General features: G+C 57.7%; 31 protein-coding genes and 2 tRNA genes. 3 read left to right on the top strand and 30 right to left on the bottom strand.

Annotated features, from left to right (window positions below; all coding sequences use genetic code 11):
* Nucleotides 1-502 precede the first annotated feature (502 nt).
* The 15 genes from VSR68_RS03380 to VSR68_RS03310 form a co-directional block, all read right to left on the bottom strand.
* Nucleotides 503-1,219 carry a hypothetical protein gene (locus VSR68_RS03380; protein ID WP_342938411.1) on the bottom strand — a complete coding sequence of 239 codons (717 nt, stop codon included), beginning with the start codon at nt 1,217-1,219 and terminating at the stop codon, nt 503-505.
* 124 nt (nt 1,220-1,343) lie between these two features.
* Nucleotides 1,344-1,523 (bottom strand): hypothetical protein, encoded by a 180-nt coding sequence (locus VSR68_RS03375; RefSeq protein ID WP_342938410.1) that lies wholly within the window; start codon nt 1,521-1,523, stop codon nt 1,344-1,346.
* Nucleotides 1,524-1,815: 292 nt separating this feature from the next.
* On the bottom strand, nt 1,816-2,124 hold the full coding sequence (locus VSR68_RS03370; RefSeq protein ID WP_342938409.1) for a hypothetical protein: 309 nt from the start codon (nt 2,122-2,124) through the stop codon (nt 1,816-1,818).
* A 33-nt stretch (nt 2,125-2,157) separates the two neighbouring features.
* Nucleotides 2,158-3,438, bottom strand: coding sequence for a hypothetical protein (locus VSR68_RS03365; protein WP_342938408.1), 1,281 nt, complete (start codon nt 3,436-3,438; stop codon nt 2,158-2,160).
* Complete coding sequence (locus VSR68_RS03360; protein ID WP_342938407.1) at nt 3,438-3,956, bottom strand: hypothetical protein; 519 nt, start codon at nt 3,954-3,956, stop codon at nt 3,438-3,440. The genes VSR68_RS03365 and VSR68_RS03360 overlap by 1 nt, the downstream gene beginning before the upstream one ends.
* Before the next feature lie 57 nt (nt 3,957-4,013).
* Nucleotides 4,014-4,277 (bottom strand): hypothetical protein, encoded by a 264-nt coding sequence (locus tag VSR68_RS03355; protein WP_342938406.1) that lies wholly within the window; start codon nt 4,275-4,277, stop codon nt 4,014-4,016.
* A gap of 33 nt (nt 4,278-4,310) precedes the next feature.
* The gene (locus VSR68_RS03350) at nt 4,311-5,534 is read right to left on the bottom strand and encodes a hypothetical protein (protein WP_342938405.1); all 1,224 of its coding nucleotides are present in this window, start codon (nt 5,532-5,534) and stop codon (nt 4,311-4,313) included.
* 4 nt (nt 5,535-5,538) lie between these two features.
* Complete coding sequence (locus tag VSR68_RS03345) at nt 5,539-7,518, bottom strand: lytic transglycosylase domain-containing protein (protein WP_342938404.1); 1,980 nt, start codon at nt 7,516-7,518, stop codon at nt 5,539-5,541.
* A gap of 93 nt (nt 7,519-7,611) precedes the next feature.
* Nucleotides 7,612-7,896, bottom strand: a complete 285-nt coding sequence (locus tag VSR68_RS03340; RefSeq protein WP_342938403.1) for a hypothetical protein — start codon at nt 7,894-7,896, stop codon at nt 7,612-7,614.
* A gap of 3 nt (nt 7,897-7,899) precedes the next feature.
* Nucleotides 7,900-8,421: a hypothetical protein gene (locus VSR68_RS03335; RefSeq protein WP_342938402.1), complete on the bottom strand. Its 522-nt coding sequence runs from the start codon at nt 8,419-8,421 to the stop codon at nt 7,900-7,902.
* Nucleotides 8,418-8,579, bottom strand: a complete 162-nt coding sequence (locus VSR68_RS03330) for a hypothetical protein (protein ID WP_342938401.1) — start codon at nt 8,577-8,579, stop codon at nt 8,418-8,420. Before VSR68_RS03330 ends, VSR68_RS03335 begins: the two co-directional genes overlap by 4 nt.
* A gap of 14 nt (nt 8,580-8,593) precedes the next feature.
* The gene (locus tag VSR68_RS03325) at nt 8,594-8,797 is read right to left on the bottom strand and encodes a hypothetical protein (RefSeq protein WP_342938400.1); all 204 of its coding nucleotides are present in this window, start codon (nt 8,795-8,797) and stop codon (nt 8,594-8,596) included.
* A 9-nt stretch (nt 8,798-8,806) separates the two neighbouring features.
* Nucleotides 8,807-9,328 carry a hypothetical protein gene (locus tag VSR68_RS03320; protein ID WP_342938399.1) on the bottom strand — a complete coding sequence of 174 codons (522 nt, stop codon included), beginning with the start codon at nt 9,326-9,328 and terminating at the stop codon, nt 8,807-8,809.
* Nucleotides 9,325-9,681, bottom strand: a complete 357-nt coding sequence (locus VSR68_RS03315) for a hypothetical protein (protein ID WP_342938398.1) — start codon at nt 9,679-9,681, stop codon at nt 9,325-9,327. The genes VSR68_RS03320 and VSR68_RS03315 overlap by 4 nt, the downstream gene beginning before the upstream one ends.
* Before the next feature lie 10 nt (nt 9,682-9,691).
* Nucleotides 9,692-9,919 carry a hypothetical protein gene (locus VSR68_RS03310; RefSeq protein ID WP_342938397.1) on the bottom strand — a complete coding sequence of 76 codons (228 nt, stop codon included), beginning with the start codon at nt 9,917-9,919 and terminating at the stop codon, nt 9,692-9,694.
* A 191-nt stretch (nt 9,920-10,110) separates the two neighbouring features.
* Here VSR68_RS03310 and VSR68_RS03305 point away from each other — a divergent pair, with 191 nt between their 5' ends.
* Nucleotides 10,111-10,752 carry a hypothetical protein gene (locus tag VSR68_RS03305; protein ID WP_342938396.1) on the top strand — a complete coding sequence of 214 codons (642 nt, stop codon included), beginning with the start codon at nt 10,111-10,113 and terminating at the stop codon, nt 10,750-10,752.
* A 158-nt stretch (nt 10,753-10,910) separates the two neighbouring features.
* Here VSR68_RS03305 and VSR68_RS03300 read toward each other — a convergent pair whose 3' ends face one another.
* Nucleotides 10,911-12,239, bottom strand: coding sequence for a hypothetical protein (locus VSR68_RS03300; protein WP_342938395.1), 1,329 nt, complete (start codon nt 12,237-12,239; stop codon nt 10,911-10,913).
* 125 nt (nt 12,240-12,364) lie between these two features.
* On the bottom strand, nt 12,365-12,541 hold the full coding sequence (locus VSR68_RS03295) for a hypothetical protein (protein ID WP_342938394.1): 177 nt from the start codon (nt 12,539-12,541) through the stop codon (nt 12,365-12,367).
* Between the two features lie 439 nt (nt 12,542-12,980).
* On the opposite strand from VSR68_RS03295, the gene VSR68_RS03290 reads away from it, so the two are divergent.
* Nucleotides 12,981-13,154 (top strand): hypothetical protein, encoded by a 174-nt coding sequence (locus VSR68_RS03290; RefSeq protein WP_342938393.1) that lies wholly within the window; start codon nt 12,981-12,983, stop codon nt 13,152-13,154.
* 29 nt (nt 13,155-13,183) lie between these two features.
* On the opposite strand, the gene VSR68_RS03285 is transcribed toward VSR68_RS03290, so the two are convergent.
* The 9 genes from VSR68_RS03285 to infC all read right to left on the bottom strand — a co-directional run bounded on the left by VSR68_RS03285 (nt 13,184) and on the right by infC (nt 20,082).
* Entirely contained in the window at nt 13,184-13,738 is a 555-nt protein-coding gene (locus tag VSR68_RS03285; protein ID WP_342938392.1) for a hypothetical protein, read from the bottom strand.
* Between the two features lie 178 nt (nt 13,739-13,916).
* Nucleotides 13,917-13,993 (bottom strand) — tRNA-Pro (locus VSR68_RS03280).
* A gap of 69 nt (nt 13,994-14,062) precedes the next feature.
* Nucleotides 14,063-14,461 carry a MerR family transcriptional regulator gene (locus VSR68_RS03275; protein WP_342938391.1) on the bottom strand — a complete coding sequence of 133 codons (399 nt, stop codon included), beginning with the start codon at nt 14,459-14,461 and terminating at the stop codon, nt 14,063-14,065.
* Between the two features lie 56 nt (nt 14,462-14,517).
* Nucleotides 14,518-14,928, bottom strand: a complete 411-nt coding sequence (locus tag VSR68_RS03270) for an integration host factor subunit alpha (protein ID WP_342932975.1) — start codon at nt 14,926-14,928, stop codon at nt 14,518-14,520.
* 54 nt (nt 14,929-14,982) lie between these two features.
* Complete coding sequence (gene pheT, locus VSR68_RS03265) at nt 14,983-17,415, bottom strand: phenylalanine--tRNA ligase subunit beta (RefSeq protein ID WP_342938390.1); 2,433 nt, start codon at nt 17,413-17,415, stop codon at nt 14,983-14,985.
* Nucleotides 17,416-17,587: 172 nt separating this feature from the next.
* A complete protein-coding gene (pheS, locus tag VSR68_RS03260; protein WP_342938389.1) occupies nt 17,588-18,601 on the bottom strand; it encodes a phenylalanine--tRNA ligase subunit alpha in 1,014 nt (337 codons plus the stop codon).
* Between the two features lie 159 nt (nt 18,602-18,760).
* Entirely contained in the window at nt 18,761-19,120 is a 360-nt protein-coding gene (gene rplT, locus VSR68_RS03255; RefSeq protein ID WP_007585475.1) for a 50S ribosomal protein L20, read from the bottom strand.
* Nucleotides 19,121-19,150: 30 nt separating this feature from the next.
* The gene (rpmI, locus tag VSR68_RS03250) at nt 19,151-19,348 is read right to left on the bottom strand and encodes a 50S ribosomal protein L35 (protein ID WP_090872017.1); all 198 of its coding nucleotides are present in this window, start codon (nt 19,346-19,348) and stop codon (nt 19,151-19,153) included.
* A 269-nt stretch (nt 19,349-19,617) separates the two neighbouring features.
* A complete protein-coding gene (infC, locus tag VSR68_RS03245; RefSeq protein ID WP_241024061.1) occupies nt 19,618-20,082 on the bottom strand; it encodes a translation initiation factor IF-3 in 465 nt (154 codons plus the stop codon).
* Between infC and VSR68_RS03240 the strand changes: the two genes are divergently transcribed.
* Nucleotides 19,981-20,199, top strand: coding sequence for a hypothetical protein (locus VSR68_RS03240; protein ID WP_342938439.1), 219 nt, complete (start codon nt 19,981-19,983; stop codon nt 20,197-20,199). The two genes, infC and VSR68_RS03240, sit on opposite strands and share 102 nt — an antisense overlap.
* Here the strand turns inward: VSR68_RS03240 and thrS are convergent.
* From thrS to VSR68_RS03220, 4 genes are all read right to left on the bottom strand, one after another.
* On the bottom strand, nt 20,192-22,099 hold the full coding sequence (gene thrS, locus VSR68_RS03235; protein ID WP_090872015.1) for a threonine--tRNA ligase: 1,908 nt from the start codon (nt 22,097-22,099) through the stop codon (nt 20,192-20,194). The genes VSR68_RS03240 and thrS overlap by 8 nt on opposite strands.
* 273 nt (nt 22,100-22,372) lie before the next feature.
* Nucleotides 22,373-22,449: transfer RNA gene (locus tag VSR68_RS03230), tRNA-Val, on the bottom strand.
* A 124-nt stretch (nt 22,450-22,573) separates the two neighbouring features.
* Nucleotides 22,574-24,814 (bottom strand): bifunctional (p)ppGpp synthetase/guanosine-3',5'-bis(diphosphate) 3'-pyrophosphohydrolase, encoded by a 2,241-nt coding sequence (locus VSR68_RS03225; RefSeq protein ID WP_342938388.1) that lies wholly within the window; start codon nt 24,812-24,814, stop codon nt 22,574-22,576.
* 98 nt (nt 24,815-24,912) lie between these two features.
* Entirely contained in the window at nt 24,913-25,266 is a 354-nt protein-coding gene (locus VSR68_RS03220) for a RidA family protein (protein ID WP_090872013.1), read from the bottom strand.
* Between the last annotated feature and the right edge of the window lie 63 nt (nt 25,267-25,329).

Raw genomic sequence — 25,329 nt, 5'->3', positions numbered from 1 at the left:
GGTGCTAAAAACCGCCCTCGAGAGATAGGAAGGAGTCCAAAACCAACCCACACCCGGACCCAAAACCGACCTCAACCCCGACATTTCTAATTAGCCACAACCCCGACATTTCAAAAAAGCCTCGACATTTCGCGTTTATCGCGCTATCTGCCGTGCTTCTGCCGCCATGTTTCCATGATCGACTCTCATCAATACGCGACACATGCTGGAGACCCGTTTTGCACCGAAAAACCCGGATGCATGATTTGCAGCCGATACTCGTATGATATTGATCATCTGCCGCGTATCAAAACTTGTACATACAAATTCGTGTCACCAACGCGTGCGGATGCTCACTTGTGGCCCCAAATGTGGGCTTGAATGTACCAACCGGTTAATCGGGTGTTCGTCTCTCGAACATCGGTTCAGTTTTAAGCGCCCTCTCCGCACGCGCGGGTGCCTACCACACAAACGCGAGTCGGTATCGCCTACGCGATTGGGTGTCGAGAATGCGAAAGTGGCGTTAAAACTCTATCTCTGCCTCTCGCTCGCTCTCTGAGGGTTGCTCTATGGGTGCTCTACGGTTAGGTGCCCGCTTTCCTGTGAATGGGTTACAGGGCCATCCGCTATCGTATCGCTCATGATCTGGTAAAGGCCCGGGCTTTCGTAGCCATAGGCCGGTATCGTCCGGTGTCGTCTTGTCCTGTTTCTCGTGTTCCCTGTCTATTGCCGCCCGCAAGGCTGTTGGATATTCATGCCGCAGCTGGCCCGATTCATAGCCTTTGATCGTCTCGCATACCTTGCATGTATCTGAGAGGTTAAAGAGGCCGTTGGGGTCGGTACGATAGAAACATGAGGCTAGGTAGGCTCCGCATGTATCACAGTACTTGTGGCCTTTAAGATTGGCGAGTCTGTTCTTTTGTCTTTGCGCCGCCGTCATTGCATCGGCTGCTGTGGGCGGTTGGTATTCTGCCTTGCGGATTGGTTGAGGGAGTTTCTTTGGTTTTGCTTCTCCCTCCGCCGCATCAACGCATGTCTTGCAACGTCTGTAATAGCGATTGAGCTTGCCCGTTTGGTAAAACTCACTGAGGGTCTTGTCTGTGTCGCATCCTTTGCAGTGCTTTGTTTCTTGTTTTTCTAATCCCGGCTCCGCCGCGCCACCGGCATTTGACGAAGCGGTTGATTGTGCTTCGCTGAAGTGGATTTTGCTATCAGGTGCATTCGCGCGTGAGGCTTGCACAGGCGCGGGACTCCACAACGATGGATGCAGGGCCGCCGAAATGCATAGCTGCATCCCAGAGGGATTGATTACTCTCACCTTGGCTTGCGCTCTTAGCTCGGCGCGTCTTTGCTGTCTTGTCACGTTAGACTCCCGCGTTAGCCAGAATCTGGCGCGCATCATCGGGCGTTATCGCAAGGCCATCGATTGCCCACGCCATGCCCTCTGCAATCACGACAAGCGCCAGCAAGCGGCCATTGATTTCAACGCCTATTGTTTCCCCTGTCTCTATCGCCATCGTCTCCAAGCGCTCGTAAAGACTCATTGCTCACTCCGTTGATGTAGGGTAATCAACCGCCCCTTAGCATTCGCAAATAGGCTTGGACGCCTTCTGATACGCCCTCACGCGTGATCGGAATACATTGAATAGGCCCGATACCTTTCAGGCTCGACCCGTTCCCTATCGGATTTTCTGGCTCCGCCACTCGCTCTTGCTGCCGCTCCCTTTTGTACTGCACGCGGCCACGCCTCACGAAGGCATATATGGGGGACGTGGCCATGATCGCGGCTCAGTGCTCGATAGCGCTGTTCGGATTGCTGGGCGGCATCCTGTTTTGTCAGGCCGTGGTGATCGTGATCGTGATATCGCTGTTCTTGCCATTGGCAACGATGAACAGGCCATTGGTAAAGGCGATGCTCTGCCCCGTTACCGCTTGCTCATAGTTGGAGCCAAAGGAAATGAGCGGCTTTCCATATGCACCTGTCGTGCTGTCATACAGGCTGAACGTGCCCGCGCCGGATACACCTGTGATGGTGCCCGCGCCTTCGTATATCGCTGCTACGCTGCCAAGCTGTTCCCCTACCCCACCCGGATACTTGCCGGTAAGGACGTCGCCTTGAAACGGGGTGATAGTCAGTGTTGCCATGATGTTCTCCTATAGGACTACGAAAATTCAGGGTTAAATTTCAGGTTCGAGCGTTACCAGAATGCTATACATCATCGCATCCGCCAAATCGTCGGCCCGCTTGTATGCCTTGGGGTCGTTGATGACGAATCCGCAAAACTGGCTTATCAGGTGATTCGCTTGCACTTCCTTATACACTGCCGTCTTGTCTATTGCGTGCTGTGTGAGTCGAACCTGATTGCTATATACAGGGCTACTGCACGCAATAGCTCTATCGTTCTTACCCATTGAAGTGTACTTGGGAGGGATCGCGTTAACCATCCATCCTCTGTCCTCCGCCTCTTGCAGCAACACGGAACCGGATGCCTTGTCCTCTACCCATGCGCCCGCGCTGCCATATCTCGCTCCGCAAAATGCCGCCAGTTCATCGCATCGGGCCAGCACTCCGGGGAGCCATTGAGTAAGGACGTTACCCTTAACCTGCACTACGTCCCAATCGAGAACGATTAGAGGCGTGCCCGCGATCTTGTTACGTGCGAAGTACACAACGGCTGTTCCATCGTGTTGGACGCCATCCTTGATAGCGGTGTCAATCGCGCATCCGATGTAATCGCAGTGCTGCGGAAACGGTACGCCCGCGCCGTTGTTCGTGAGGTTTTGCAGGTCGAAAAACGCCGTGCCAGTGAAGTCTACGAACTCCGCTAGGTACTCTTGGCGAAACACCAGCGGGTGAACCGTTGATTTCTTTAGCGCCAACTCTTCGGGTGGCAAGTGTGGATTGCTCGCGCTAGGTGCGTGGAATACCCGCCACTGTTCCGATACATTCTGATTATGGTTGATCTGCCAAAACCAGTTTTCGGGATTGATGCCTTTGGGTGTTCCTGCAACGATGCAACGCCCGCTATAGTCCAGCAAAGTAGGCTCAATGGATTTTTCCCATTGGTCCTTCATCGTTGAGTCTTTGGTTGACTGCGCTTCGTCAATCAATACACGATGAAATTTTCGGGAGCGTCCCGCATCCTCATCCGTGAGACTGAAAAATTCAATCCGCCCGCCGCTACGTAGCTCAATGATCCTCTCAACCTTTGAACTCTGCGTAATAACGGGTTTGAGATTGAATAGCAGATTGCTAAATATCGGCCTCATCTTTTTGTAGTCGGGCGCGAAGATGCCGACATACCATGAGTTACGCACGGCCCAATTACCTGCCATCGTCTCAAACATGGTGGACTTACCCCACCGCCTCCCGCACCTGAGAACGCTGCGCCGCCCCAAGGCGTGATAGATATTCACCTGGCCTTGGTACATGCGAGCCAGCTTGATCTCTTTTGCCATTACGCGGCCCCTTTCTGCGGCTCTGAGGGGTCGGCATCGGGCTTTTGCTCATCAGGGCTATTGGTTAGCTTGAACGTGCCATCATCGCCCACAAGTTGCGCTCCGTAGTGCTGCGGATCACGGCGCGTCGCAAGCCATTGGATATGTTGCACGCGCAACCGTGCGCGGCCCAAACGCGCGGATGCGTCAACCGATTTGAGGCCGTCAAAGAGGCTGTCGAGCATTGGGAACACACTGTCCACCATGCCATCTACCTGATAGGCGAGAGCATCCCGATACGCCTGTTCGTTCGCCTCGCTCTTTTTGCGCCACACGTGGAATGTCGGTTCGGCGGGCATGCCGGGGCGCTTCGATGCTCCCGCGACGGACTCACCCCGCTTGATCCATTCCAGCATCGCCGCGAATTTGTCGGCGGGCATCGGCTTGGGGCCGGGTTTGGCCTTTAGCGGAACTACTTTAGCCGGTACTGCCAGTTTCGACGGTTTAACGGTTCCCGGTGGATTGAAAGTGATAGCCATTACTGCACCTGTTCGTGTCTAGGTTTGAAATGGCCTTGGTGTTGGTGATGCTCTTTCTTAGTTGTTATGTGCTGCTGTTTGATTGTGCAAAATTACTTCGCTTACTGCATAGGGGTCTCTCTCCAGTGCTGCCGCCAATTCTTGCGCCGCCGTGCTTGCTTCGCTTGCCAGTTGTTCGAGATTGGTTAGCGCGATGCGGTGCGCAAAGAGTCGATTCTCATCATTCATATCGGCATGCCCCGCGCGCAATAGCGTCTGTTCTGCGGACTCAATGAGGCGGCGCATATTTTCGATTCGATCGTTCAGTGTGACACGGTACATGATGTTCTCCGGTACTCAATTTCTGAATCCACTTCATCGCGGCAAGTAAAACTGACTACTGTTCGGGTTCGCCAATACCTTTTGCACCGCCACCGCCGCGCCTGAGTCATATGGTTGCGTCACCAACAAATCAAGAGTCGTGACCCATGCCAGACCATCGCAGTTCCTGCTATCTCCGACATGGCGAACACCTGTAACAAGATAGGAGCCTTGGAAAGCGATTGAGACTTGCGCGGTGTTGACGCCTCCTATCGGCGGCGGCGGGATATAACCTACCTGTGCCCCCGGCCCGATGTTGAGCAATCCTTGCGGGATCGCCACAAAATCGCCTACCTTGATATCTCCGCGCAGCACACAGGTAAGTTGTATTTGCAACGGTTGAGAGTAGGTCGGTTGCCCTATCAGGTCTACGATGTAAATCTGCTTGGGTTTGGTCTGTGCCGTGCCATCGAATAGCAAAATGGTGTTGCCCTGCAATGCCATGTGAACACCCATGTACTCAGCAAGGTCGGGCGCATAGCCTCCCAACATGCTGAGGCTCGCCCTCTTTACCCAATCAGCAAGCTGCGTCAACCGGCTAAACCAATGCCCCTTGATCATGCCGCCAGAATTCACGAGATTCGGATTGATGCTCCCGCTAATGCCGTACTGAGGAAACGGAACCGACAGGCACTGCACTAACGCATCCTGCATCGTCTGGCCGGGGTTCCACGTAAAGACGATGTTGGCGGCCTTGCCGTTTGCCGTGGGAATGGGGAGGGTGCTGGCGGTCGGCGGGTTGCCGGTTGTCTGATTGGCAGTAGCGCTGCTGCCGCCCGCCTGAACATAGATTGCGAGATATTGATCTTTGCCGATCCAATTACCAAAGCACTGCAAAATCTGGCCTTGGCAAAGCGGCCCAATCTGCACAGGATTCGCCAACGGCAGACCTTTCGCCATGCCACCGACCATCATGAAATTGAGGCCGTTAAGGTTTGATCCTTGGCTGATCTCCTGTAGCGAAACACCATCGATGCGGACATAGCTGTTAGCCAAGGGCGCGTCGAGGAAACCAACGGGAATGTCAAAGGACACACTCAACGCGTTGGCGTTGTTCGATGCCAGCGTTGTAGGCGTGCCGCCCGCATACAAAGACGAGTAGGTCCATGTATTGACGTCGAAAGGGACGCGGATAAAACCCGCTTTCCCGTTCAGATTCGCGACCAGAATTTCCCCCGTCTTGGGGTCCGTCACGCGGATAGCGTAGTAGCGGCTCATGATCTCAGTGCGGCAAAGAGCCAATCGTTACGTTGGTGGATGCGCCGGGGACGCTTCGCACATTGACATTCACATTGACGGGGGCCTGTGCGTTGCTCGGCAGATTCTTTCTTTCCGGTGTTCTAAACTGCGAACCGCCGCCCTCCCTGAACACGGATTCGAGCCGGGAAACAAACTTGTCCATACCCGATACAACGCCCATTTCAACGGCGTGCGCGGTCTGATCGGGTGTCGGCTTACCGGCTTGCGACATATCGACAAACTGTTCGCCCTTGTCGAGCGTGCTCTGATCGAGTTTGAGATTCGCATCGTTCTTTGCGCCCGCGAACGCCTTGCTATGGCTCCGCAAATAGGCGCTTTCCTCTGGACTCAAACCAAGGTCGAAACCCTTGTCAAGGAATGGACGAAGATAGTTCAAGGTTTCCTGTTTGGCTTTCATCAGCCACTGGCTACCATCGGCCCTGATATGCGTATCGCCGTCATATGCGGCCAGGCCCTTGGCGAGTGATCCAAACTTGTCGATCAACTCACGCAAGAGTCTGCCGCCCGCGTCAATCGATTGTTGCGGGTTCAACGGATCGATACCCATGCCCTTGGCTGTTGCGGGCATGAATTGCATCAGTCCTTGTGCGCCGCTGGCGGGATTGACGGCGCGCGGATTAAAGCGGCTCTCTACTTCCATCTGTACCGATTGCACGCCAGCGGGTAGGCGATACCTGCTCTCTGCAAGTGATGCCCACCTTTTGAACTGTGTGATGTCGGGGGTGTCGTTCGCATTGGGTTGCGTGACTCCCGGCATGGTGGCATCGGGGATGCTCGGAAATTTCGAGCGAATCCAATCGCCTACCATGCGGAACCCGCTCACGGCATCATTCTGTTTGTAGGCCGGTCCACCTTGCTCTGGACTCTTGAACGTCGTGCCGCTGTTGACAGTATCAATGACGTTCGCACCTTCATCCAGTACCTTGGCTACTTTGGGACCGGCCCAATTCGCCAGCTTGATACCCGCATCCGTCACGGCATCCGCGAAGTGACCTAGTTGCGGCGTGGCCTTGGAAAGCTGCGTATTGAATGCGGTGCCGAACTTGCTGAGGTCTCCGCGTAGCTTCTGCATAAACGCGGTGCTCTGATCGGCGGTTTTTTGATCAACGCCCATTGCCCGCTGATCGGCCAGGTACTTTTCACGCGTGGCTTGCCATTGCTGATCGGACCATGATCCAGCTGCCCGCAACGTTTCGGGGCCAAAGGGATAGCCTCTGGCCTCCGCGATCTGCACGGCGGGCAAACCTTGGCTCTCCCAATCCTTGAACTGTAGCCCCATGCGGCGCACGGCATCCAGTAGCAACTCATCGGGGGCGGCGGTGCGAATCTCCTGCATCGGGATACCGCTGGAAAGCAAGCCTTTCCACAAGCGGGTATCGCTGCGAGCATTCGCAAAGTTATTGAGGTCGGCTTTCGAGAGGCCCAAGGGTTGATAGTCCGCTTCGAATGCGGCTACCTTGCCAATCGGCAATCCGAGTTGACGGCTTTCGAGATTCTTTTTACTGAGGTCGTTTGCTGCGTTCGTGACTGCCCCGCCCGCCGCCGCTGCCAGTCCACCAAGTTTCAACGCGTCCTTACGCAAGCTGGCGGTGTTGAACCAGTTACGTGTGATCGACAGAAAGCTACGATTGGTGTTGCTCGCGTGCTTGTCGATCTCTTTCCATTGCTTCGCGGATTCGGTGCTGTAGTGATTGAACAGAAAGATAAAGCTCTGCGGCCCCGTCATCTTTGATGTGCTCACGGCTTGCGTGATATGGGCCATCTGTTCATTGATCGCGGCGGCGGCCTGTGCTGCATCATTGAAACCCTTGGCGGCTCCCGCAAAAGGATTCGTGGCTTTCTCCGCCTCTTGCTGGTAGTCTTGCCATTTCTTGACGAAGTCATCGAACTGACTCGTATCAACGTTGACTACCAACACTCCCGACTTGTTTTCTGCTGCCATGATCGTGCCGCCTGTCTGTAGTCCTGAAAGCTGCAATTGCAAGTGATTGCATTCTGGGGGTCCGAACTGACGAATCGTGTGATTGCGCTATAGCTAGTGGAGGCTCGCTCCGTTGCGTTCGATGTGGGCCAGTTCATCGGCCCATTGCATCGTCTGAGCCTGCAATACCGTACACATTTCCATCAATTCGGCCAGTCTCGCATCGTCGGGGTACTCAACCATCAATGTCCCTAGTCCGATGCCGACGAAGTGCAACAGGCCACTTAGTGCAAACAGGGTGTCGAGCGACATTTCGCCGCCCGTCGCGAACGCCTCAATCTGCTGATTCGCTACCGCAAGCTGTTTCATCAGTTCGCCTAGCGTGACGGTCTGTTCCATGACTTACCCCGCGTTGAATTTACGGCTACCGGGATTGCGATGTATCGGGCCGTGCTGGTGAAGCTCGCCATGATGTTGCGGCTCTCCCTGTTCTTCACGGATGCGGCGCTGTCTATCCAGTTCTTCGCGTTGCTCTGTTTTTGACAACGCATTCCATTGCTCTTGGCGTTGCTGTTGCTGGCGTTCGTGTTCTCCGCTGGCAATGTCCCTAATCTTTTTGTGCTTCGCTACCAGCTTCATACCGTGATTGACGTCTGAAACATCGCCCCCATCTGCAATGAACGCGTCATACTGCGCCATGACTTCATCATCGTCGTCATAGTAGGCAATCAGGATGCCGATCAATTCGCCCTTTATTCGTTTGAGGCGCGCGTGTGCCGACGCGATTCCTAGCTGCAAGGGCTCTTCGATATGCGGCGGCAAATCGTCGGCGCGCTTCGCCTCACTCTCTTCGAGATACGTGAGTAGCGATTGCATTTCCCGCAAGTTGTTTCGCACTTCGGGCGGGGCTTCGTTCGGGTTCATCGCTGCACCTTCCTGAATGCTCGTTTCAGTTCTTCCAGCTTTTCTGCATCGCTCTTGGAATCGCCCGAACGCATCGGCGCTTCTACTACCGGGGTTTGCCGGTTGTATTGGCGTGGCTTGATTCGCTTTCCGTAGCCGTGATTTCGTTCGGGTTCCATAGTGTTCTCTCAGGTCATGATTTAGGCTCGTGCCAAGGCTTGCTCTGCACGATCACGAAGTCATAACGCATTGCGTAATACGCTGCGAAAACTTCCTCAAGGTGCTTTTGCGCCTCCGCCAAAAGGCGGTCTGCATCGGTTTGGGTTATGGCTCCGCTGGCGATTGACTCACTCGCCGTGGGGCTTTCGATACGCAAGAACAATTTCGGTCTGTACATGGTCGTCTCTCATGCCATCGGGGGTGATCGGCGTGCGCCGCCCGGAACCAGAATCGGACTAGCCATGACCGGCCCTTTAAATTGATTGAGCCAGCATCCCATGCTGCCTTCATATTCGCTGTAGGCCCGCCCCGATCTGTCTTTGAGTTTGATCTCGACTAACCGACCATCGCGGGCCGGTTTCTCAATCGCTTCCTTCAAGACGGTCTGCTCAATGTCGCGAAAGAGTTTTCCATTGATCTTTTCCAGCTTCATCGCCGGATATGTCACGGCGTGAGGCATCAATGCGGTAGCCAAGCGACGCCTGTACAGGTCAACCGATTCTCCGACATAGGGATAATCGACTAGCTGGTTGTTCGCCTGTAGTGCCCTGTCGTATTCCATCCGCACCGCCTCAAAAGGAGCGCGCGGAATCTTTCGAAACGTCTCCGATGCAGGGCACGCCCAATCGAGGTCAATCCGGTGCGCGGGCACGCGCACGGTTGTTTCGGGGCCGGTTGCTTCGATTCTCGACTCCAGTACTTCGCTCATTGCTGGCTCCCCAACGGCACATAGAGGTTTTCGGGCGTAAAGTCTCTTGCGTCCTTGCAGATTCGGACTTGGCGAAAGACGGGCGTTTTGAATTGCCGCATCCACTCATCCATGCTGCCGCCTTCATACTCGGTGATAACGCGGCCCGTTGCGTCCTTGCGTTTGACTGCGCGCATCGGCTCATGCTCGCTCGGCATGTCGCCATAGACGCGGCGCGGTATGCCGTTGGCGTCATTCACAATGCGGCCTTGCGATGCTTCGATGGTGCGCTGGTAACGGGAATTGGCGCGGGCCTGTTCTGCCGCCAGTTCCGCCGCCGACATGCGCATCAGTCTTTGCACGTAGTCACTCATGATCGTTTCCTTAATGACCGTGGCGGCGGGCCACGCCCTTTTGCACGGCTTCCACATATCGCTTGCTGAATTCAACGTCGTCCGAAACCCACTTGTGCCAAATCGACTTCGATGGAAAGTTGGGGTTGCTCTCCAAGACACTGACAAGAGATTTTCCGCCCGCCACTTGCGCCAGAATGAATTCGATAGTCGAATCAGACCAATCTCGAATTGGAGCGGTGATCGTTTCGTGTTCCATCGTCATGACTCGCGTTGATTGATTTGGACTGTAGTCCAATCATGGCGTGTCTTTTTCTAACGTGGAATAGTTCGCGCCACTATTTATTTGTCGTGCAACTTCCGGTTTCGTCAAATCAAAAAAATCTCCGAAACGGGCGGGCAAGAAGGCGCGTGATACATTTCCTTATCGCGCAACTACGGGGACTGCGAATGTGTTCGGTCAATTGGTCGTTGGTGCTGGAATATCTGAAAGTTTTTTTGTCGTGGCCGGTCGTTGTTGGCATCGGCGCGATTGTGGGCGTTGTCCACTTTCGAGATGAATTTCGTTCGTTGGTCAACAGGATCGCCAGCCTGGAGATTGGTGGCGCAAAATTGATGACTCAACAGGCCGTGATCGATGAAGCGACAGCCGGTGAGAATGCAGAGGCCGAACCGGCAATCGTGGAAGAACCCGCGCCCCCGGCATTGGACGCACTACCTATCGCCCCGGAAGAACGGGAGCAACTACAACAGGCGTTTGAGGGTGAGCGCGCGGCGGCTCGCATGTGGGAATACCGCTACCTTAACTACTATTTTGCGCCCACCACACAGGCGGTGCTTAACTGGTTTGTCCACATGGACCAAGCGCCAACGTTCGATGCTTACACAGCATTCTGGATGAACCGTATCCCTTCCGCCGTCGAACGTGAGGCGGTGCTATCGGCACTTGAACGGCATATATGTATCCGCATCAATGGTGAGGTTCTCTCTGTTACGGAAAAGGGCAGAGAGTATGCAATATGGCCGGAACGCCGTATCGTGAACATTACCAACGATGCTTACTTGAACGTGGTACCGATCCTGTTCAGTTGACCCCGCCCTCCGCCGGCAATTAATTGTAGGACTCCTTACGATATAAAAGGCTACCGCCTCATCGGCGCAGGCCTCTTAAAACGCGTTTAGAGCCGTTGCCGCCGTCGCCTATGCTCTGCTATTGCCGGTGCGCTCCCAGCCCGCTGGCGGGGCTGGATTCAAGCGGCATCGGCATTGCCGTTCTTTATCATCGCCACGATAGTTGCTTCGTCGGGGTATAGCTGCCCCATGATCTCTTTAACGCGCTGCCCCCGCGCGGCGCGCTCTGCCGGGGTCAGGGTACTTCTGAGCCATAGCTCTACCGCTTCATTCAGTTTCTTAAGCAACAGGCCCACGTGAGGCGTGCGGTAGTCGTGCGGGATTTCTCCCTCATAGAGGGGCCGCACGAAGCGATACCAGCTACTGTCGAGCGCGATCCACCTGACGAACGGCAAGGGGTCAAGGTAGTCGGTATCGGGGCGGCGGAAGTCGAGCATCAGTTTGCGTAGCTGGCCCCGCTCTTTCGGAGTCGTGCTCCGGCCTGTGCATGCTTCCCATATCCGCACAACCGCCAGCGATCTGGAGGGGGGGCGCGCGGCTACCGGGGGGGAGGCCCCGACCGTAGGGAGGGGGGAAACGCCTTTAGGGTGTGGGGGTAGGGGTTCGGGGTCAGGCGTAGCCCCTGCATCCGCCAAAGGCGGTGCCGGTTCTTCTGTCTCGCTAGAGACAGGTTTAACGCTCTTTACTTCTGGCCTCTTACATGCCTTTAGAAGTGTATTGTTTAACGGGGCAATTTTTACCCGATAGCCACGGGGCAATTTCTGCCCCATAGCCACGGGGCAATTTTCGGTCTGTGAGCCTTGCTGCATAAGGCTTTCCGATTTTTTGTCCTTTAGCAATTCCGCGTAATTGGACGCATCGGGAATGCCGGGGATATGCGCGGCTCCGTCTGCGACCAATGGACGGCATTGCAGCATGTCATAAGGCGTCTTTGCCTTGCGCGTGGCAATCAGATTGCGGGCGCGAAGTACCTTGAAAATGTACTTCATGTGATCGACATTCCACCCTTTACGCGCCGCCCATTTTTTCTGCGGTTGCCCCCACCAATAGGCGCGATTGCCTTCCGCGTCATCGCGGATATTTTCAACCAGCGGTTTCCCGTCCTTCATGACGGTAAAGGGATTGAGAATTTCCCCGTATAGCTCGGCGGCATCATGATTGCCTCCGCACAATTCGAGGTGTAGCTTTCTCATTGCTTTCAAACCCGCATGCGTTTTCGTGTCGATAACGGGGAGATTCTTGAATTCTGGCGGCGGCGCACATTTTCTTTTTGGCGCTTCGTATGGCGTACCTGATTGGAGCCAGTTGGCGGGCACCTGATCTGCGCCGCCGATCATTCTTGCAATGACATTAGCAGTTTGGACTGCCGCCGCCATCATCGCACCATTATTCGATTCGTCATTTTCTGGCAATTGAACAGCCGATTCCATTTCATATGAAGTATTCATGCCAATCTCTGTTAAATATTTTGACAAACTATAGAGATTGGTACAAAATCATAGATAGACGTAACTCCCTTACCGCAATCGCGTTAAAAAGCCCTGAATTAACGGTTCAGGGCTTTTTTCTTTTATCAGGCGGCTTTTTCCTCTGCCTTGGCTTTCTGCGGTTGATGCTTGTCGAGATATTCCCGCAAGGCCACGAACGCGATATGAGACATTTTGATGCCCGTAGCTTGGCGAAAATCCCTGATTTCCAGCATCATTTCACGCGGGAGCCAGATTGTCGTTTGCGCTTTGTCGAGGGTCATGATTAACTCCAAGTGGATAAGGTGATTCGGACTCGCTCGATCAAGCTACATCGTCTTTTTTCAAATGACAAGCAACGGTACTGCGAAAGAAAATAATTCAGTTCCCTTGCCATCGCCTATACTTGGATCGTTGATCATTCGATGCGATCAACAGTAGGAGAGATACCTTGGTTCGGGAGTGACGTTAATTCGTCACTCCTTTTTTCTCCCCGATTTAAAGACAGCATTGCGCTTTTTCCTGACACGTGCATACTGACAGGTACTGATCTGGAATTCAGCCTCCGGTCAGTGGCTTTTCGGCAAGCCGGGGAGAATCGCACTGCTAGCGGTTCTCCCCTTTTTTATTTGTATTTCCGTTTTTCTGTCTGAATTGCCGGTTTTTGGGCGGGGAGCGTCATTGCCTCTTATTTCTTTAAACCATTCGAATGGAGTCGATGAAATGAATACGGAATTCAAAACGGTTGATGTAACGCGCGATGCGGGGGCGCTGATCGGTGCGGCGGCGTTGGTCGGGGTGTCGATCACCCATGAGGTGCGCGAAGCGCTGGAGGTGCCAATTGAGGCGTTGGCGGATGCGTTCGCGCCGGATTGCCGGGAGTTACGCTGGCTCTGAGGGGGAGAGGCCAGGCCAGGGGCGTGGCGTTATTTAGGGGCGTGCGCCGCTATCTCTGCCTCACAGGGCTTGCACGGTGCCGACCATCCAAACAGGCCGTCTGGCTGTTGGGCCAGCTTGGGGAACCCGTTGGCGGCCCGCACGCTGCTACAGTTGGGCCAGCGTTTGTTAAACGTCCGCACGATCATCTGATCGGGCGGCATGAACCTGTCGAGCCATTGCGGCCCGCCGTCCTTCTGTAGCAGGTCAATCGCCATGACGTTCATCCCGGCTATAGGGACGTCTGTAAAGCGGTTCGGGCATGCCGCGTCTACTGCCTGTGTAGCGGGCGTGAGGTCGGTTTCCCGGTTGCCGCCCAGCACGTAGCCAGCATCAAACAAGGCTCTCTGTGTCTGCGGCTCGCATTGCGCCCAAGCCGTTGCCTGCGCCGCCGTCGCGGGCGGGTTCTTCGTATTGATCGACTCCCAACACGTATCGAACCATTGCTGGCCGGTCTGGTAGAACCATCCCGCGTGCAATCCCCACGCTGCTACCCCGGCAATGATCATGACGCCAAATGCGGCGCTTCCGTCGTTATCGCTCATGCTGGCCCCCGTCTTACATGTTTGGTCTGACAGAATTATCAGCGCATGGAGGCGGGCGGGCAATTGCCGCGTGTGAGGTGTTGTGTGGGGTACTGAGCCTGTTGGGGTACTTGTGGGGGTACTGGCTCAGAAATGAGAAAGGGTTAGCAGTCACTAACCGCTAACCCCTTGATTTTACTGGTCGGGGCGAGAGGATTTGAACCTCCGACCACCTGCACCCCATGCAGGTACGCTACCAGGCTGCGCTACGCCCCGAAAGCATAAAAGTATAACAGACACTTCACGCGAATAGAACTGCAACAATCTACAAGAGCGATAAATTCTTCAGTGTCCGAGAAGGTCGATCACCTGCAACAGCTCCTTGCGCAACTGATCGACGTCGACGGTAGCAGTGGTCGGCTGGACGACCGTCCCTTCGACGGCCTCGTCCTCGCCTTCCGGTCCCTGCACGGTGCCATGCGAATCGAGCCGGTTGCGCGCACCGTTGATCGTGAAACCCTGCTCGTACAACAGCTCGCGGATTCGCCGGATCAGCAGCACTTCATGATGCTGGTAGTAACGGCGATTGCCCCGGCGCTTCACCGGACGCAACTGCGTGAACTCCTGCTCCCAGTACCGCAGCACATGTGGCTTCACGCCGCACAGTTCGCTGACTTCACCGATCGTGAAGTAGCGCTTCGCGGGAATCGGAGGCAAGACGACTTTTTCCATCGTCGCTGTCATCGTCAGTTAGCGGTCGGTTAAACCGTCGTAGTGGTTGCGCGGAGCGCGCGATGCGATCAGCGCGCGAAGCTCTCTTCAGCGCCGTTCTCAACCAGCGCCTTCAGCTTTTGACTTGCATGGAACGTCACGACGCGGCGCGCGGCGATGGGAATCGCCTCGCCCGTTTTCGGATTTCTGCCGGGACGCTGCGGCTTGTCGCGCAACTGGAAGTTGCCGAAGCCGGACAGCTTCACGCTGTCGCCGCTCTCCAGCGCATCGCGAATCACCTCGAAGAACGCTTCGACCATGTCCTTCGCTTCCCGCTTGTTGAGCCCGACATTGTCGAACAGCAGCTCGGCAAGCTCAGCCTTGGTGAGCGTCGGCGCTTCGGCCGACGCGGTGGAGGTCGATGAAGGAATATCGCGAATCATGGCGCTACGTTGCGCCGAAAGAAGGGCTTCGAAATCACTCGAGTTCATTTCATTCATATCTGTCAAATGGCGCGTCAACTGCGACGGAACATGCGGAGCAACCGTTATCGGCTATCCGCGCAACCGGGCGCCATACACTCGAGCAAGACGATCCACCAAAGTCTGAATGGCCAAATCGACCGTTTCATCCTGAAGGGTCCCACCAGTATCTTGCAAGGTTACACGGAACGCAAGGCTTTTCTCGTGCGCCGCCAGCCCGCCGGAAGTATTTGATTTTGCACGAAATTCATCGAAAAGCGCAACCCTTTGAATGGTCTTGCACGCGTCTTCGGACAACGCCTTTTGCATCTCGTCAAAGAGCGCCTGGACCTCGATTTTCTGGTCCACAACGATCGCGATATCACGCCGTACCGGCGGAAACTTCGATACTTCCGTCGGACTCGGCAGCGTGCGTTGCATCAGCGCTTGCGCATCGACTTCGAACAGGATCGGTGCATGCGGCAGATCGTACTTCTGCATCCAGCGCGGATGCAGTTCGCCGATCCAACCGATTGCGCGGCCATCGAGTTCGACACGCGCGCTGCGTCCCGGATGCAGCGCCGGATGCTCCGCCTTCACGAAGCGCGCACCGGCCGGTGCAAGCAGCGCTTCGAGATCGCCCTTCACGTCGAAGAAATCGACGGCACGCGTCGCCGCGCCCCACTGCTCTTCGACGACGGGACCATACGCGAGCGCGCCGATCATCTTCGGCTGCGCGAAGCCTTCGACAGTGAGCTCGCCGGCCTTGACGGACGTGTCCTGCACGAACACGCGGCCTGCTTCGAACACGCGGATACGATCCGCGCGACGATTCAAGTTATGGCGCAGCACGCTGATCAGGCTGCCGAACAGCGTCGTGCGCATCACCGACAGCTGGCTCGCGATCGGATTCAGCAGACGCACCGGGTTGTCGTTGCCGGCGAAATCCTGCTCCCATTCGGCATCGACGAAGCTGAAGTTCACCGTTTCCGCGTAATCGCGCGCGGCTAGTGCATGACGGAGCGCATGGATCGAACGCTGCGTCTCGTTCGTGCGGCGCATTTCGCTGCGGGCGATGGGCGGGCGCGCCGGAATCTTCTCGAAGCCATAAATGCGCGCGACTTCTTCGATCAGGTCTTCTTCGATTTCGATATCGAAGCGATACGGCGGCGGCGTCACGAGGAAGTCGTCGCCGTCGCGCTCGAACGGCAGGCCGAGGCGCGTGAAGATCTGCGCGATTTCATCCGCGCCGATCGCAACGCCGATGATGCGGTTCGCGCGCGCGACCCGCATCTTGACGGGCTTGCGCTTCGGCACGTTGACGGTCTGGTCGTCGACGGGACCGGCCTCGCCACCGCAGATATCGAGGATCAGTTGCGTGATGCGCTCGATATGTTCGACGGTCGTCGAGTAATCGACGCCGCGTTCGAAGCGATGGCCCGCGTCCGTCGAGAAGTTGTACCGGCGCGAGCGGCCGCGAATGCTATCGGGCCACCAGAATGCCGCTTCGAGATAGATGTTCGTGGTATCGAGCGTGACGGCCGTGCTGTCGCCGCCCATAATGCCCGCGAGGCTTTCGAGATGGCGGTCGTCGGCGATCACGCCAACCGTCTCGTCCACTTCGACCGTATTGCCGTTCAGCAGCTTGAGCGACTCGCCGCGCTTGCCCCAGCGCACGTCCATGCTGCCGTGGATCTTGTCCAGATCGAACACATGCGACGGACGGCCCAGTTCGAGCATCACATAGTTCGAGATGTCGACCAGCGCGGAAATGCTTCGTTGACCGGAACGTTCGAGGCGCTCGACCATCCACGCCGGCGACTTCGCGCGCGCATTGACGCCGCGGATCACCCGGCCGGAGAAACGGCCGCACAAATCCGGCGCCGAGATCTTCACGGGCAGCGTTTCGTTGAGCTTCACTTCGACGGGCTTGATCTCCAGCGGACGCAGCGGCGCGCCCGTGATCGCAGCCGTCTCGCGTGCGACGCCGAACACCGACAGGCAATCGGCCTTGTTCGGCGTCAGCTTGATCTCGAAGACGGTGTCGTCGAGATTCAGCGTTTCGCGGATGTCCTGGCCAATCGGCGTATCTTCCGGCAGGATCAACAGGCCGCTATGATCGTCCGACAGCTTCAGTTCGCGCGCCGAGCACAGCATGCCCTCGCTCTGCACGCCACGCAGCTTCGACAGCTTGATCGCGAACGGCGCTCCGCCCTCTTCCGCGGGCGGCAACTGCGCGCCCACCAGCGCAACGGGCACCTTGATGCCGGGCGCCACGTTGGGCGCGCCGCACACGATGTTCAGCGTCGCGCCCGTGCCGGCGTCGACCTGACACACGTTGAGCTTGTCGGCGTCCGGGTGCTTGACGACTTCGAGCACGCGGCCCACCACGATCTTCGACGTCGGCGGCGCAGCGGGGCGCAGGTCTTCGACTTCGAGACCGGCCATCGTCAGGGCATGCGACAACTCGTTCGTCGTCAGTTGCGGATCGACAAAGGTTCTGAGCCAGGATTCCGGGAATTGCATGGTTCTGTACGTTCTAAACAGGTTGTGTCCGCATCCGGCCGATACGTCGGCACCGGGCCGGAAGCGCTGTTTGCGGCGCGGCAGTCCTGATGCTGGACACCGGGCCGCTCTCGTAGCGCGCCTAAAGCTTGAGCTTGAGTATGATGGCGCTCGCGCTCAGGCTCTCGCTGCGTCAGGCGAACTGGCGCAGGAAACGCAGGTCGTTTTCAAAGAACAGACGCAGGTCCTGAACGCCATAGCGCAACATGGTCAGACGCTCGAGGCCGCTGCCAAACGCAAAGCCGATGTATCGCTCCGGGTCGAGGCCCATGTTGCGGATCACCGTCGGGTGCACCTGGCCCGAGCCCGAAATTTCGAGCCACTTGCCGGCGTTCTTGCCCTGCTCGAACATCATGTCGATCTCGGCGGACGGCTCGGTGAACGGGAAATACGAAGGACGGAAGCGCACGAGAATATCGTCGCGTTCGAAGAATTTCTTGAGGAAATCAGTGTAAACACCCTTCAGGTCGGCGAAGCTGATGTTCTCGTCAATCCACAGGCCTTCCACCTGGTTGAACATCGGCGAATGCGTCGCGTCGCTGTCGACGCGGTACGTGCGGCCCGGCACGATCACCTTGATGGGCGGCGTGTTGGTGCGCGCGTAGCGGACCTGCATCGGGCTGGTATGCGTGCGCAGCAGCAACGGACGGCCTTCCGCGTCCGTGCCATCGACGTAAAAGGTGTCTTGCATCGAACGCGCCGGATGGTTCTCGGGGCTGTTCAGCGACGTGAAGTTGTACCAGTCGGTTTCGATTTCGGGGCCGTCGGCCACATCGAAGCCAATCGTGCGGAAGATCTGCTCGACGCGCTCCCATGTGTGCATCACGGGATGCAGGCTGCCTGTACCCATGCCGCGGCCGGGCAGCGTGACGTCGATGGCTTCGGCGGCAAGACGCTGGTTCAGCAGCGCGTCGGCCAGCGCCTGCCGGCGCGTCGTCAGCGCGGCTTCGACCTGCTGCTTGGCGATGTTGATCCGCGCGCCTTCCGTCTTGCGCGCTTCGGGATCGAGCTTGCCCAGCCCCTTCAACAGTTCCGTCAGGGCACCCGACTTGCCGAGAAAGCGCGCCTTCTCGTTTTCGAGCGTGGTGACGTCGGAGGCTTGTTCAAAGGCGCTTTGCGCGTCGGCGACAATCTGGTCCAGATCCATTGATCCCATCTTTTCAACGTCAGTATTCAATCGAAGTAAAACTGGCTCGACCAACAAAAAAGGGGCTCGGTGAGGAGCCCCGTTTTTGTTGCAGCGTCACCGGGACTACCGGATTGTTCGCTGCAACGAACCACGCAGTACTAGATGCTAACAGCGCAATCAGGCTGCGACGGCGGCTTTCACCTGCTTGACGATCGCAGCAAAAGCAGCCTTGTCGAACACAGCCATGTCGGCCAGCACCTTGCGGTCGAGTTCGATCGACGCCTTCTTCAGGCCGTTGATGAACACGCTGTACGTCATGTCGTGCTGACGCACCGCCGCGTTGATACGCGTGATCCACAGTGCGCGGAACACACGCTTCTTGTTGCGGCGATCGCGGTAGGCGTACTGGCCTGCGCGCATGACCGCCTGCTTGGCGATGCGATAGACGTTATTGCGGCGGCCGCGGTAACCCTTGGCCAGCTTGATGATCTTCTTGTGACGGGCCCGTGCGGTAACCCCACGTTTGACTCGAGGCATGTTTCGCTCCTATGAGTGTCGGTTAAGGGGTTAGGCGAACGGCAGCATCGCGCGTACGGAGTTCAGATCAGCATCATGAACTGCCGTGGCGCCGCGCAGGTGACGCTTGTTCTTGGTGGTCTTCTTGGTAAGAATGTGGCGCTTGAAGGCTTGACCGCGCTTGACGGTACCGCCCGGACGAACCACGAAACGCTTTGCAGCGCTCTTCTTGGTCTTCATCTTCGGCATGACAGACAACTCCATTATTTGATGGACATGGGTGTGCGGTCGGCTCAGAAAGCCCTCACCCGCCCTTCGAAACCCACTCCACTTGGTATGCAGCAAACCTGAACCGCTGGCCGCTGCTTTTCGGGAAAGGCGCCCGCTGTACGACAAAATGCGGCCGACTTTCCGAAACCTGCTTCGTTGCCGTCATATTGAGACGGCACACTGACTCTCAAGCTTTCCAACTTTCGACAAACGGGCTGCGCACGTTCAGATGCACAGCGGCCGTCTGCTTACTTCTTTTTCTTCGGCGCCAGCACCATGATCATCTGGCGGCCTTCCATCTTGGGCATTTGCTCGACCTGACCGACTTCATCCAGATCGGTGCGCAGACGTTCGAGCATGCGCATGCCGATTTCCTGGTGAGCCATTTCGCGGCCACGGAAACGCAACGTGATTTTCGTCTTGTCGCCATCTTCGAGGAAGCGGACAAGGTTACGCAGCTTGACGTTGTAGTCACCGTCATCCGTACCCGGCCGGAATTTGACTTCCTTGACCTGGATGACCTTCTGCTTGAGCTTGGCCTCGTGCTGCTTCTTTGCTTCCTGGTACTTGAACTTGCCGTAGTCCATCAGGCGGCAGACAGGCGGAACCGCTTGCGGCGCGATTTCGACCAGATCCACATCCTGCTGTTCCGACAAGCGGAAGGCATCAGCGAGTTTTACGATGCCGAGCGGTTCGTTGTCGACTCCGACCAGACGCACTTCGGGCGCAGTGATTTCACCGTTGATGCGATGCGACGACTTATCAGTAGCGATGTTACGTTTCCTCTAAAGATTAAAAAAACGAGCCGCGCTGCCAGGTGGTTTAGTTGAACGTCTGTACGTCCTGACGCAGACGCTCGCTGAAGGCATCGACGGACATCACGCCCAGATCGACACCGCCACGGGCACGCACGGCTACCGTTTGTGCATCACGCTCCTTGTCGCCGACGACCAGCAAATACGGCACCTTTTCAAGCGTGTGCTCGCGTATTTTATAGCTAATCTTCTCATTGCGCAAATCGGCCTCCACTCTAACCCCTTGTTTTTGCAACGATTGGGCCAGAGATTGAGCGTATTCCGCCTGACTTTCGGCGATATTCATCACGACGACCTGCATCGGCGCGAGCCACACAGGCATTGCACCAGCATGGTGCTCGATCAGAATGCCGAGAAAACGCTCCATTGATCCGACGATTGCCCGGTGCAGCATAATCGGCCGGCGGCGGCTGTTGTCTTCTGCGACGTACTCGGCGCCCAGACGCTCCGGCAGCACCATGTCGAGCTGCAGCGTGCCGCATTGCCACGAGCGGCCCAGCGCGTCCTTGATGTGATATTCGACCTTCGGACCGTAAAACGCGCCCTCGCCCGGCAATTCTTCCCACGTCACGCCGCAGGCGGTCAGTGCGTCGCGCAGACCCTGCTCGGCGCGATCCCAGATTTCATCCGTGCCCGCGCGCGCGTCGGGGCGCAGCGACAGCTTGATCTCGACATTGTCGAAACCAAAATCCTTATAGACACTCATCGCCAGCGTGTTGAACGCAATCGATTCGCTGATGAACTGGTCTTCCGTACAGAAGATATGCGCATCGTCCTGGACGAATCCGCGAACGCGCATCAGACCATGCAGCGCGCCCGACGACTCGTTGCGATGGCACGAGCCGAACTCCGCATAGCGCAGCGGCAGATCGCGGTACGAGCGCAAGCCGTGATTGAACACCTGCACGTGCCCCGGGCAGTTCATCGGCTTGATCGCGTAGTCGCGCTTTTCCGACTCGGTCGTGAACATGTTTTCACGATAGTTCTGCCAGTGACCCGACGCTTCCCACAGCGAGCGGTCCATGATCATCGGCGTCTTGATCTCGAGATAGCCCGCTTCGTTCACGCGCCGGCGCATGTACTGCTCGACCTGCTGCCACAGCGTCCAGCCGCGCGGATGCCAGAACACCATGCCCGGCGACTCGTCCTGCATGTGGAACAGGTCCAGTTGCTTGCCGAGCTTGCGGTGATCGCGCTTTTCCGCCTCTTCCAGCATGTGCAGATACGCGTCCTGGTCTTCCTTCTTCGTCCAGGCCGTGCCGTAGATACGCTGCAACTGCTCGTTCTTCGAGTCACCGCGCCAGTAAGCACCCGCGACCTTCATCAGCTTGAAGACCTTCAGCTTGCCCGTCGACGGCACGTGCGGGCCGCGGCACAGGTCCGTGAAGCCGCCGTGCGCGTACAGCTTGATTTCATCGCTGGCGGGAATCGATTCGATGATCTCCGCCTTGTACTTTTCGCCGATGCTCTTGAAGTACTCGACCGCCTCATCGCGCGACACGACACGGCGCGACACCGGCTCGTCTTTCTTTGCCAGCTCCTGCATGCGCTTTTCGATCTTCTCGAGATCTTCGGGCGTGAAGGGACGGCTGTACGAAAAGTCATAGTAGAAACCGTTGTCGATCACCGGCCCAATCGTCACCTGCGCTTCCGGGAAAAGATCCTTCACCGCGTAAGCGAGCAGGTGCGCCGTCGAGTGGCGAATGATGTCCAGACCGTCTGCGTCCTTGTCCGTGACGATCGCGAGCGACACGTCGTGGTCGATCAGCGCGGACGTATCGACCAGCTCGCCGTCGATCTTGCCGCCGAGTGCAGCCTTCGCGAGACCGGGGCCAATCGATGCAGCCACTTCGGCGACAGTCACGGGGTGCTCGTACTGTCGAACGGAACCATCGGGCAGTCGTATCGAAACCATTGCGTTCTCCGTAATGCCGGCGAGCGGCGGCACATGCAACAAGCGCTAAAGACAAAAAAAATGCGGCCCCGCTTTCGAGGGGCCGCATTCACATTTCTGCAAACTACTGCAAACAACAAGGGCGAAAGTGGTCCTCGACTAGCGTCGCTCCGAAACGGTTCCGGTCAACGTTCGCGGTGTCATAACCATGTTCGCCTGATTCGCTCTTTACGCCGAAGCGCTCATTGCTACTTGCGTTTGCGAAACCTCGGCAAGCCGAAGCTTCATATTCGTTGGTAGGCTCGATTGGACTCGAACCAACGACCCCCACCATGTCAAGGTGGTGCTCTAACCAGCTGAGCTACGAGCCTAGAGAAACGAGATTATATGGAGCACAGAGAAAGTTGGCAAGCGTTTTTATGCGTCGGCACCAAAATTTCGATGCGCGTGCGCACGGGCGCGGAAACGGACAGCACGAGCGCATTGCCCACGGCTTCACTTGCGCGTCGCCCTGACGACGCCCGCCACTTCCCCGAGCATCGCGCACGCGCGCTGGATCTGCGCGGCACTCGACACTTCCACGGTGAACTGCATGAACGCCGCGTTGCGTCGTGACTGCGACTTCACGCCGATCACGTTCATCTTCTCGCGCGCAAACACTTCGGAAATGTCGCGCAACAGGCCCTGCCGGTCGGTTGCCTCGATCGACAGGTCGACGGGATACACCGACTTGCCGCGCCCGCTCATCACATCGGCGGACCACGCGGTTTGGAGCACGCGCTCCGGCGCGCGCTCGGCCATGCGCCGGAACGTCGGGCAGTCGCTGCGATGAATCGACATGCCTTTGCCGCGCGTCACGAAACCGGCGATGTCATCGGGCGGCGCCGGACGGCAGCAGCGCGCGAGCTGCGTCAGCAGCGCATCGACGCCGACGACGAGCACGCCCGTCGACGCGCCATGCGCGACACTCGCGCCGCTACTGCGTTTCTCGAACTGCTCGGGCGCCTCGACGACAGGCTCGGCGGGCGGCGCATCGCTGAGCGCCTGCTCGACGAGCCGCAAGCTGAACTCTTCCTTGCCGACCACCGAGAACAGATCCTCGGGCGACTTGAAGCCGAGCTTCGCAGCCAGCTGATCGAGACTGACGGATGTCTTGCCTTCGCGCTGCAAGGTCTTTTCAACCATCGCGCGCCCGGTGGCGACGTTCTCCTGCGCTTCGACGGCATTGAACCACGCACGCACCTTTTGGCGCGCGCGGTTGCTTTGCAGGTAGCCGAGTTGCGGATTGAGCCAGTCGCGCGACGGGCCGCCCTCCTTGATCGCGACGATCTCGACCGTCTGCCCGTTCTGCAACGGCGTATTCAACGGCACCATCGCACCGTCGACGCGCGCTCCGCGGCAGCGATGCCCCAGCTCGCTATGCAGGTGATAGGCGAAGTCGAGCGGCGTCGAGCCCTGCGGTAACGGAATCACACGCGCCTGCGGCGTGAGCGTGTAGATGTGATCGTCGTCGAGCGTTGCCTGGCGCAACTGCTCCCAAGGCTTCGCCGCGCCCTTGTCGCCGTGCTTGCCTTCGGACACATCGTCCTTCCACGCAAGCAGTTGACGCAGCCACGCAATCTTCTCGTCGTATTTCTCGCTCGCGCTGAATTGGCCGCCATAACCGCGCGTGCCGGCTTCCTTATAGCGCCAGTGCGCGGCCACGCCGTATTCGGCGAACCGATGCATCTCCTGCGTACGGATCTGCACTTCGAACGCGCGGCCGTCGTCGCCGATCACGACCGTATGCAGCGACTTGTAGCCGTTCGGCTTGGGCCGCGAGATGTAGTCGTCGAACTCCCTCGGCACCGGCTGCCACAGGTTGTGCACGATGCCGAGCACCGTGTAGCAATCCTTGATGTCCGGCACGATCACGCGAAACGCGCGCACATCGTAAAGCTCGGAGAAATCGAGCTCCTTGCCGCGCATCTTGCGCCAGATGCTGTAGATGTGCTTCGGCCGGCCGCTCACTTCGGCCTCGATGTGCGCGGCCGAGAGTTCCCGCTGCAGCCGCGCGATCGCTTCAGCGACATAGGTTTCGCGTTCGACGCGCTTCTCGTCAAGCAGCTTCGCGATGCGCTTGTACGTCTGCGGCTCTTCGAAGCGGAACGCGAGATCTTCGAGCTCCCACTTCAGTTGCCAGATGCCAAGACGATTCGCGAGCGGCGCGTAGATGTCCAGCGTCTCGCGCGCCACATCGGGCGACGGCGTGATCTTCGCCGCCGCGTAATAGCGCATCGATTGCAGCCGCGACGCGAGCCGGATCAGCACGACGCGAATGTCCTGCGCGAACGCGAGCAGCATCTTGCGCAGCGCTTCGACCTGCGCTCGGCGCGCGGCCTGCGCGTCGCGGCCCGCTTCGGGCATCGTGTTCTGCGCGGCGCGCATGCTCACAGTGCCGAGGCGCAACAGCTTGCGCACGTCGCTCACCAGTTGCGCGACTTCCTCGCCGAAGTTGTCGGCGATGGTCTGTTCCGGATTCTCGAGATGCGGCGTCAGTGAGAACAGCGCCGCCGCCAGCACGGCGGGCGGATCGACGTTGAGCGTGCGCATGATGGAAGCCGTGCCCGCCGCATGATCGGCGAGCAACTCACCCGACGACAGCCGCGCGTCACGCGCGTGCTCGCGCACGAACGCAAGCGCGTCGTCGAATGACGGCGTCGGGTTCGGAGCGGTCGTGACGGTATCGCTATTCATCGTGCAGCGGGCCCGCGGCTCGCGCGGGCGAATTAGGCCAATGCAAATGACTGAAACGTATGTTGCGCGTGTTGCGTATTGCGCGTGTATGGCCTGTATCAGCTGCGCTGGGCGGCGACCACGACCACTTCGACGAGGCACTTCGGATTCGCGAGCTTCGCTTCGACGGTTGCGCGCGGCGGCGTGTTGCCTTGCGCGACCCACTCGTCCCACACGGCGTTCATGCCGGCGAAGTCCGCCATGTCTGCGATGTAGATCTGCACCGAAAGCAGATGCGCCTTGTCGCTGTTGGCTTCACCGAGCAAACGGTCGATGTGGCCGAGCACTTCGCGCATTTGACCGGCGATGTCCTGATCGGTGTCCTCGGCGATCTGGCCAGCCAGATAGACCGTGCCGTTATGCACAGCGGTTTCCGAAAGGCGCTTGCCGACGTGATGACGAATGACTGCCATGAAATTTCCTGTCCGTTGTGAATGAAGAGTGAACCGACGCCATGCGATGTTCGATTTTCGCAC

Source organism: Paraburkholderia phymatum, assembly GCF_038900715.1.
Classification (GTDB): Bacteria; Pseudomonadota; Gammaproteobacteria; order Burkholderiales; family Burkholderiaceae; genus Paraburkholderia; species Paraburkholderia phymatum_A.
This window is presented reverse-complemented; position numbering and strand designations above follow the sequence as displayed.

Excerpts from the sequence above, each read along its gene's own strand:
- VSR68_RS03375 (WP_342938410.1), bottom strand. The coding sequence starts at position 1,523 with ATGAGTCTTTACGAGCGCTTGGAGACGATGGCGATAGAGACAGGGGAA.
- VSR68_RS03370 (WP_342938409.1), bottom strand. The coding sequence starts at position 2,124 with ATGGCAACACTGACTATCACCCCGTTTCAAGGCGACGTCCTTACCGGC.
- VSR68_RS03365 (WP_342938408.1), bottom strand. The coding sequence starts at position 3,438 with ATGGCAAAAGAGATCAAGCTGGCTCGCATGTACCAAGGCCAGGTGAAT.
- VSR68_RS03360 (WP_342938407.1), bottom strand. The coding sequence starts at position 3,956 with ATGGCTATCACTTTCAATCCACCGGGAACCGTTAAACCGTCGAAACTG.
- VSR68_RS03355 (WP_342938406.1), bottom strand. The coding sequence starts at position 4,277 with ATGTACCGTGTCACACTGAACGATCGAATCGAAAATATGCGCCGCCTC.
- VSR68_RS03350 (WP_342938405.1), bottom strand. The coding sequence starts at position 5,534 with ATGAGCCGCTACTACGCTATCCGCGTGACGGACCCCAAGACGGGGGAA.
- VSR68_RS03345 (WP_342938404.1), bottom strand. The coding sequence starts at position 7,518 with ATGGCAGCAGAAAACAAGTCGGGAGTGTTGGTAGTCAACGTTGATACG.
- VSR68_RS03340 (WP_342938403.1), bottom strand. The coding sequence starts at position 7,896 with ATGGAACAGACCGTCACGCTAGGCGAACTGATGAAACAGCTTGCGGTA.
- VSR68_RS03335 (WP_342938402.1), bottom strand. The coding sequence starts at position 8,421 with ATGAACCCGAACGAAGCCCCGCCCGAAGTGCGAAACAACTTGCGGGAA.
- VSR68_RS03330 (WP_342938401.1), bottom strand. The coding sequence starts at position 8,579 with ATGGAACCCGAACGAAATCACGGCTACGGAAAGCGAATCAAGCCACGC.
- VSR68_RS03325 (WP_342938400.1), bottom strand. The coding sequence starts at position 8,797 with ATGTACAGACCGAAATTGTTCTTGCGTATCGAAAGCCCCACGGCGAGT.
- VSR68_RS03320 (WP_342938399.1), bottom strand. The coding sequence starts at position 9,328 with ATGAGCGAAGTACTGGAGTCGAGAATCGAAGCAACCGGCCCCGAAACA.
- VSR68_RS03315 (WP_342938398.1), bottom strand. The coding sequence starts at position 9,681 with ATGAGTGACTACGTGCAAAGACTGATGCGCATGTCGGCGGCGGAACTG.
- VSR68_RS03310 (WP_342938397.1), bottom strand. The coding sequence starts at position 9,919 with ATGGAACACGAAACGATCACCGCTCCAATTCGAGATTGGTCTGATTCG.
- VSR68_RS03305 (WP_342938396.1), top strand. The coding sequence starts at position 10,111 with ATGTGTTCGGTCAATTGGTCGTTGGTGCTGGAATATCTGAAAGTTTTT.
- VSR68_RS03300 (WP_342938395.1), bottom strand. The coding sequence starts at position 12,239 with ATGAATACTTCATATGAAATGGAATCGGCTGTTCAATTGCCAGAAAAT.
- VSR68_RS03295 (WP_342938394.1), bottom strand. The coding sequence starts at position 12,541 with ATGACCCTCGACAAAGCGCAAACGACAATCTGGCTCCCGCGTGAAATG.
- VSR68_RS03290 (WP_342938393.1), top strand. The coding sequence starts at position 12,981 with ATGAATACGGAATTCAAAACGGTTGATGTAACGCGCGATGCGGGGGCG.
- VSR68_RS03285 (WP_342938392.1), bottom strand. The coding sequence starts at position 13,738 with ATGAGCGATAACGACGGAAGCGCCGCATTTGGCGTCATGATCATTGCC.
- VSR68_RS03275 (WP_342938391.1), bottom strand. The coding sequence starts at position 14,461 with ATGACAGCGACGATGGAAAAAGTCGTCTTGCCTCCGATTCCCGCGAAG.
- VSR68_RS03270 (WP_342932975.1), bottom strand. The coding sequence starts at position 14,928 with ATGAATGAAATGAACTCGAGTGATTTCGAAGCCCTTCTTTCGGCGCAA.
- pheT (WP_342938390.1), bottom strand. The coding sequence starts at position 17,415 with ATGCAATTCCCGGAATCCTGGCTCAGAACCTTTGTCGATCCGCAACTG.
- pheS (WP_342938389.1), bottom strand. The coding sequence starts at position 18,601 with ATGGATCTGGACCAGATTGTCGCCGACGCGCAAAGCGCCTTTGAACAA.
- rplT (WP_007585475.1), bottom strand. The coding sequence starts at position 19,120 with ATGCCTCGAGTCAAACGTGGGGTTACCGCACGGGCCCGTCACAAGAAG.
- rpmI (WP_090872017.1), bottom strand. The coding sequence starts at position 19,348 with ATGCCGAAGATGAAGACCAAGAAGAGCGCTGCAAAGCGTTTCGTGGTT.
- thrS (WP_090872015.1), bottom strand. The coding sequence starts at position 22,099 with ATGGTTTCGATACGACTGCCCGATGGTTCCGTTCGACAGTACGAGCAC.
- VSR68_RS03225 (WP_342938388.1), bottom strand. The coding sequence starts at position 24,814 with ATGAATAGCGATACCGTCACGACCGCTCCGAACCCGACGCCGTCATTC.
- VSR68_RS03220 (WP_090872013.1), bottom strand. The coding sequence starts at position 25,266 with ATGGCAGTCATTCGTCATCACGTCGGCAAGCGCCTTTCGGAAACCGCT.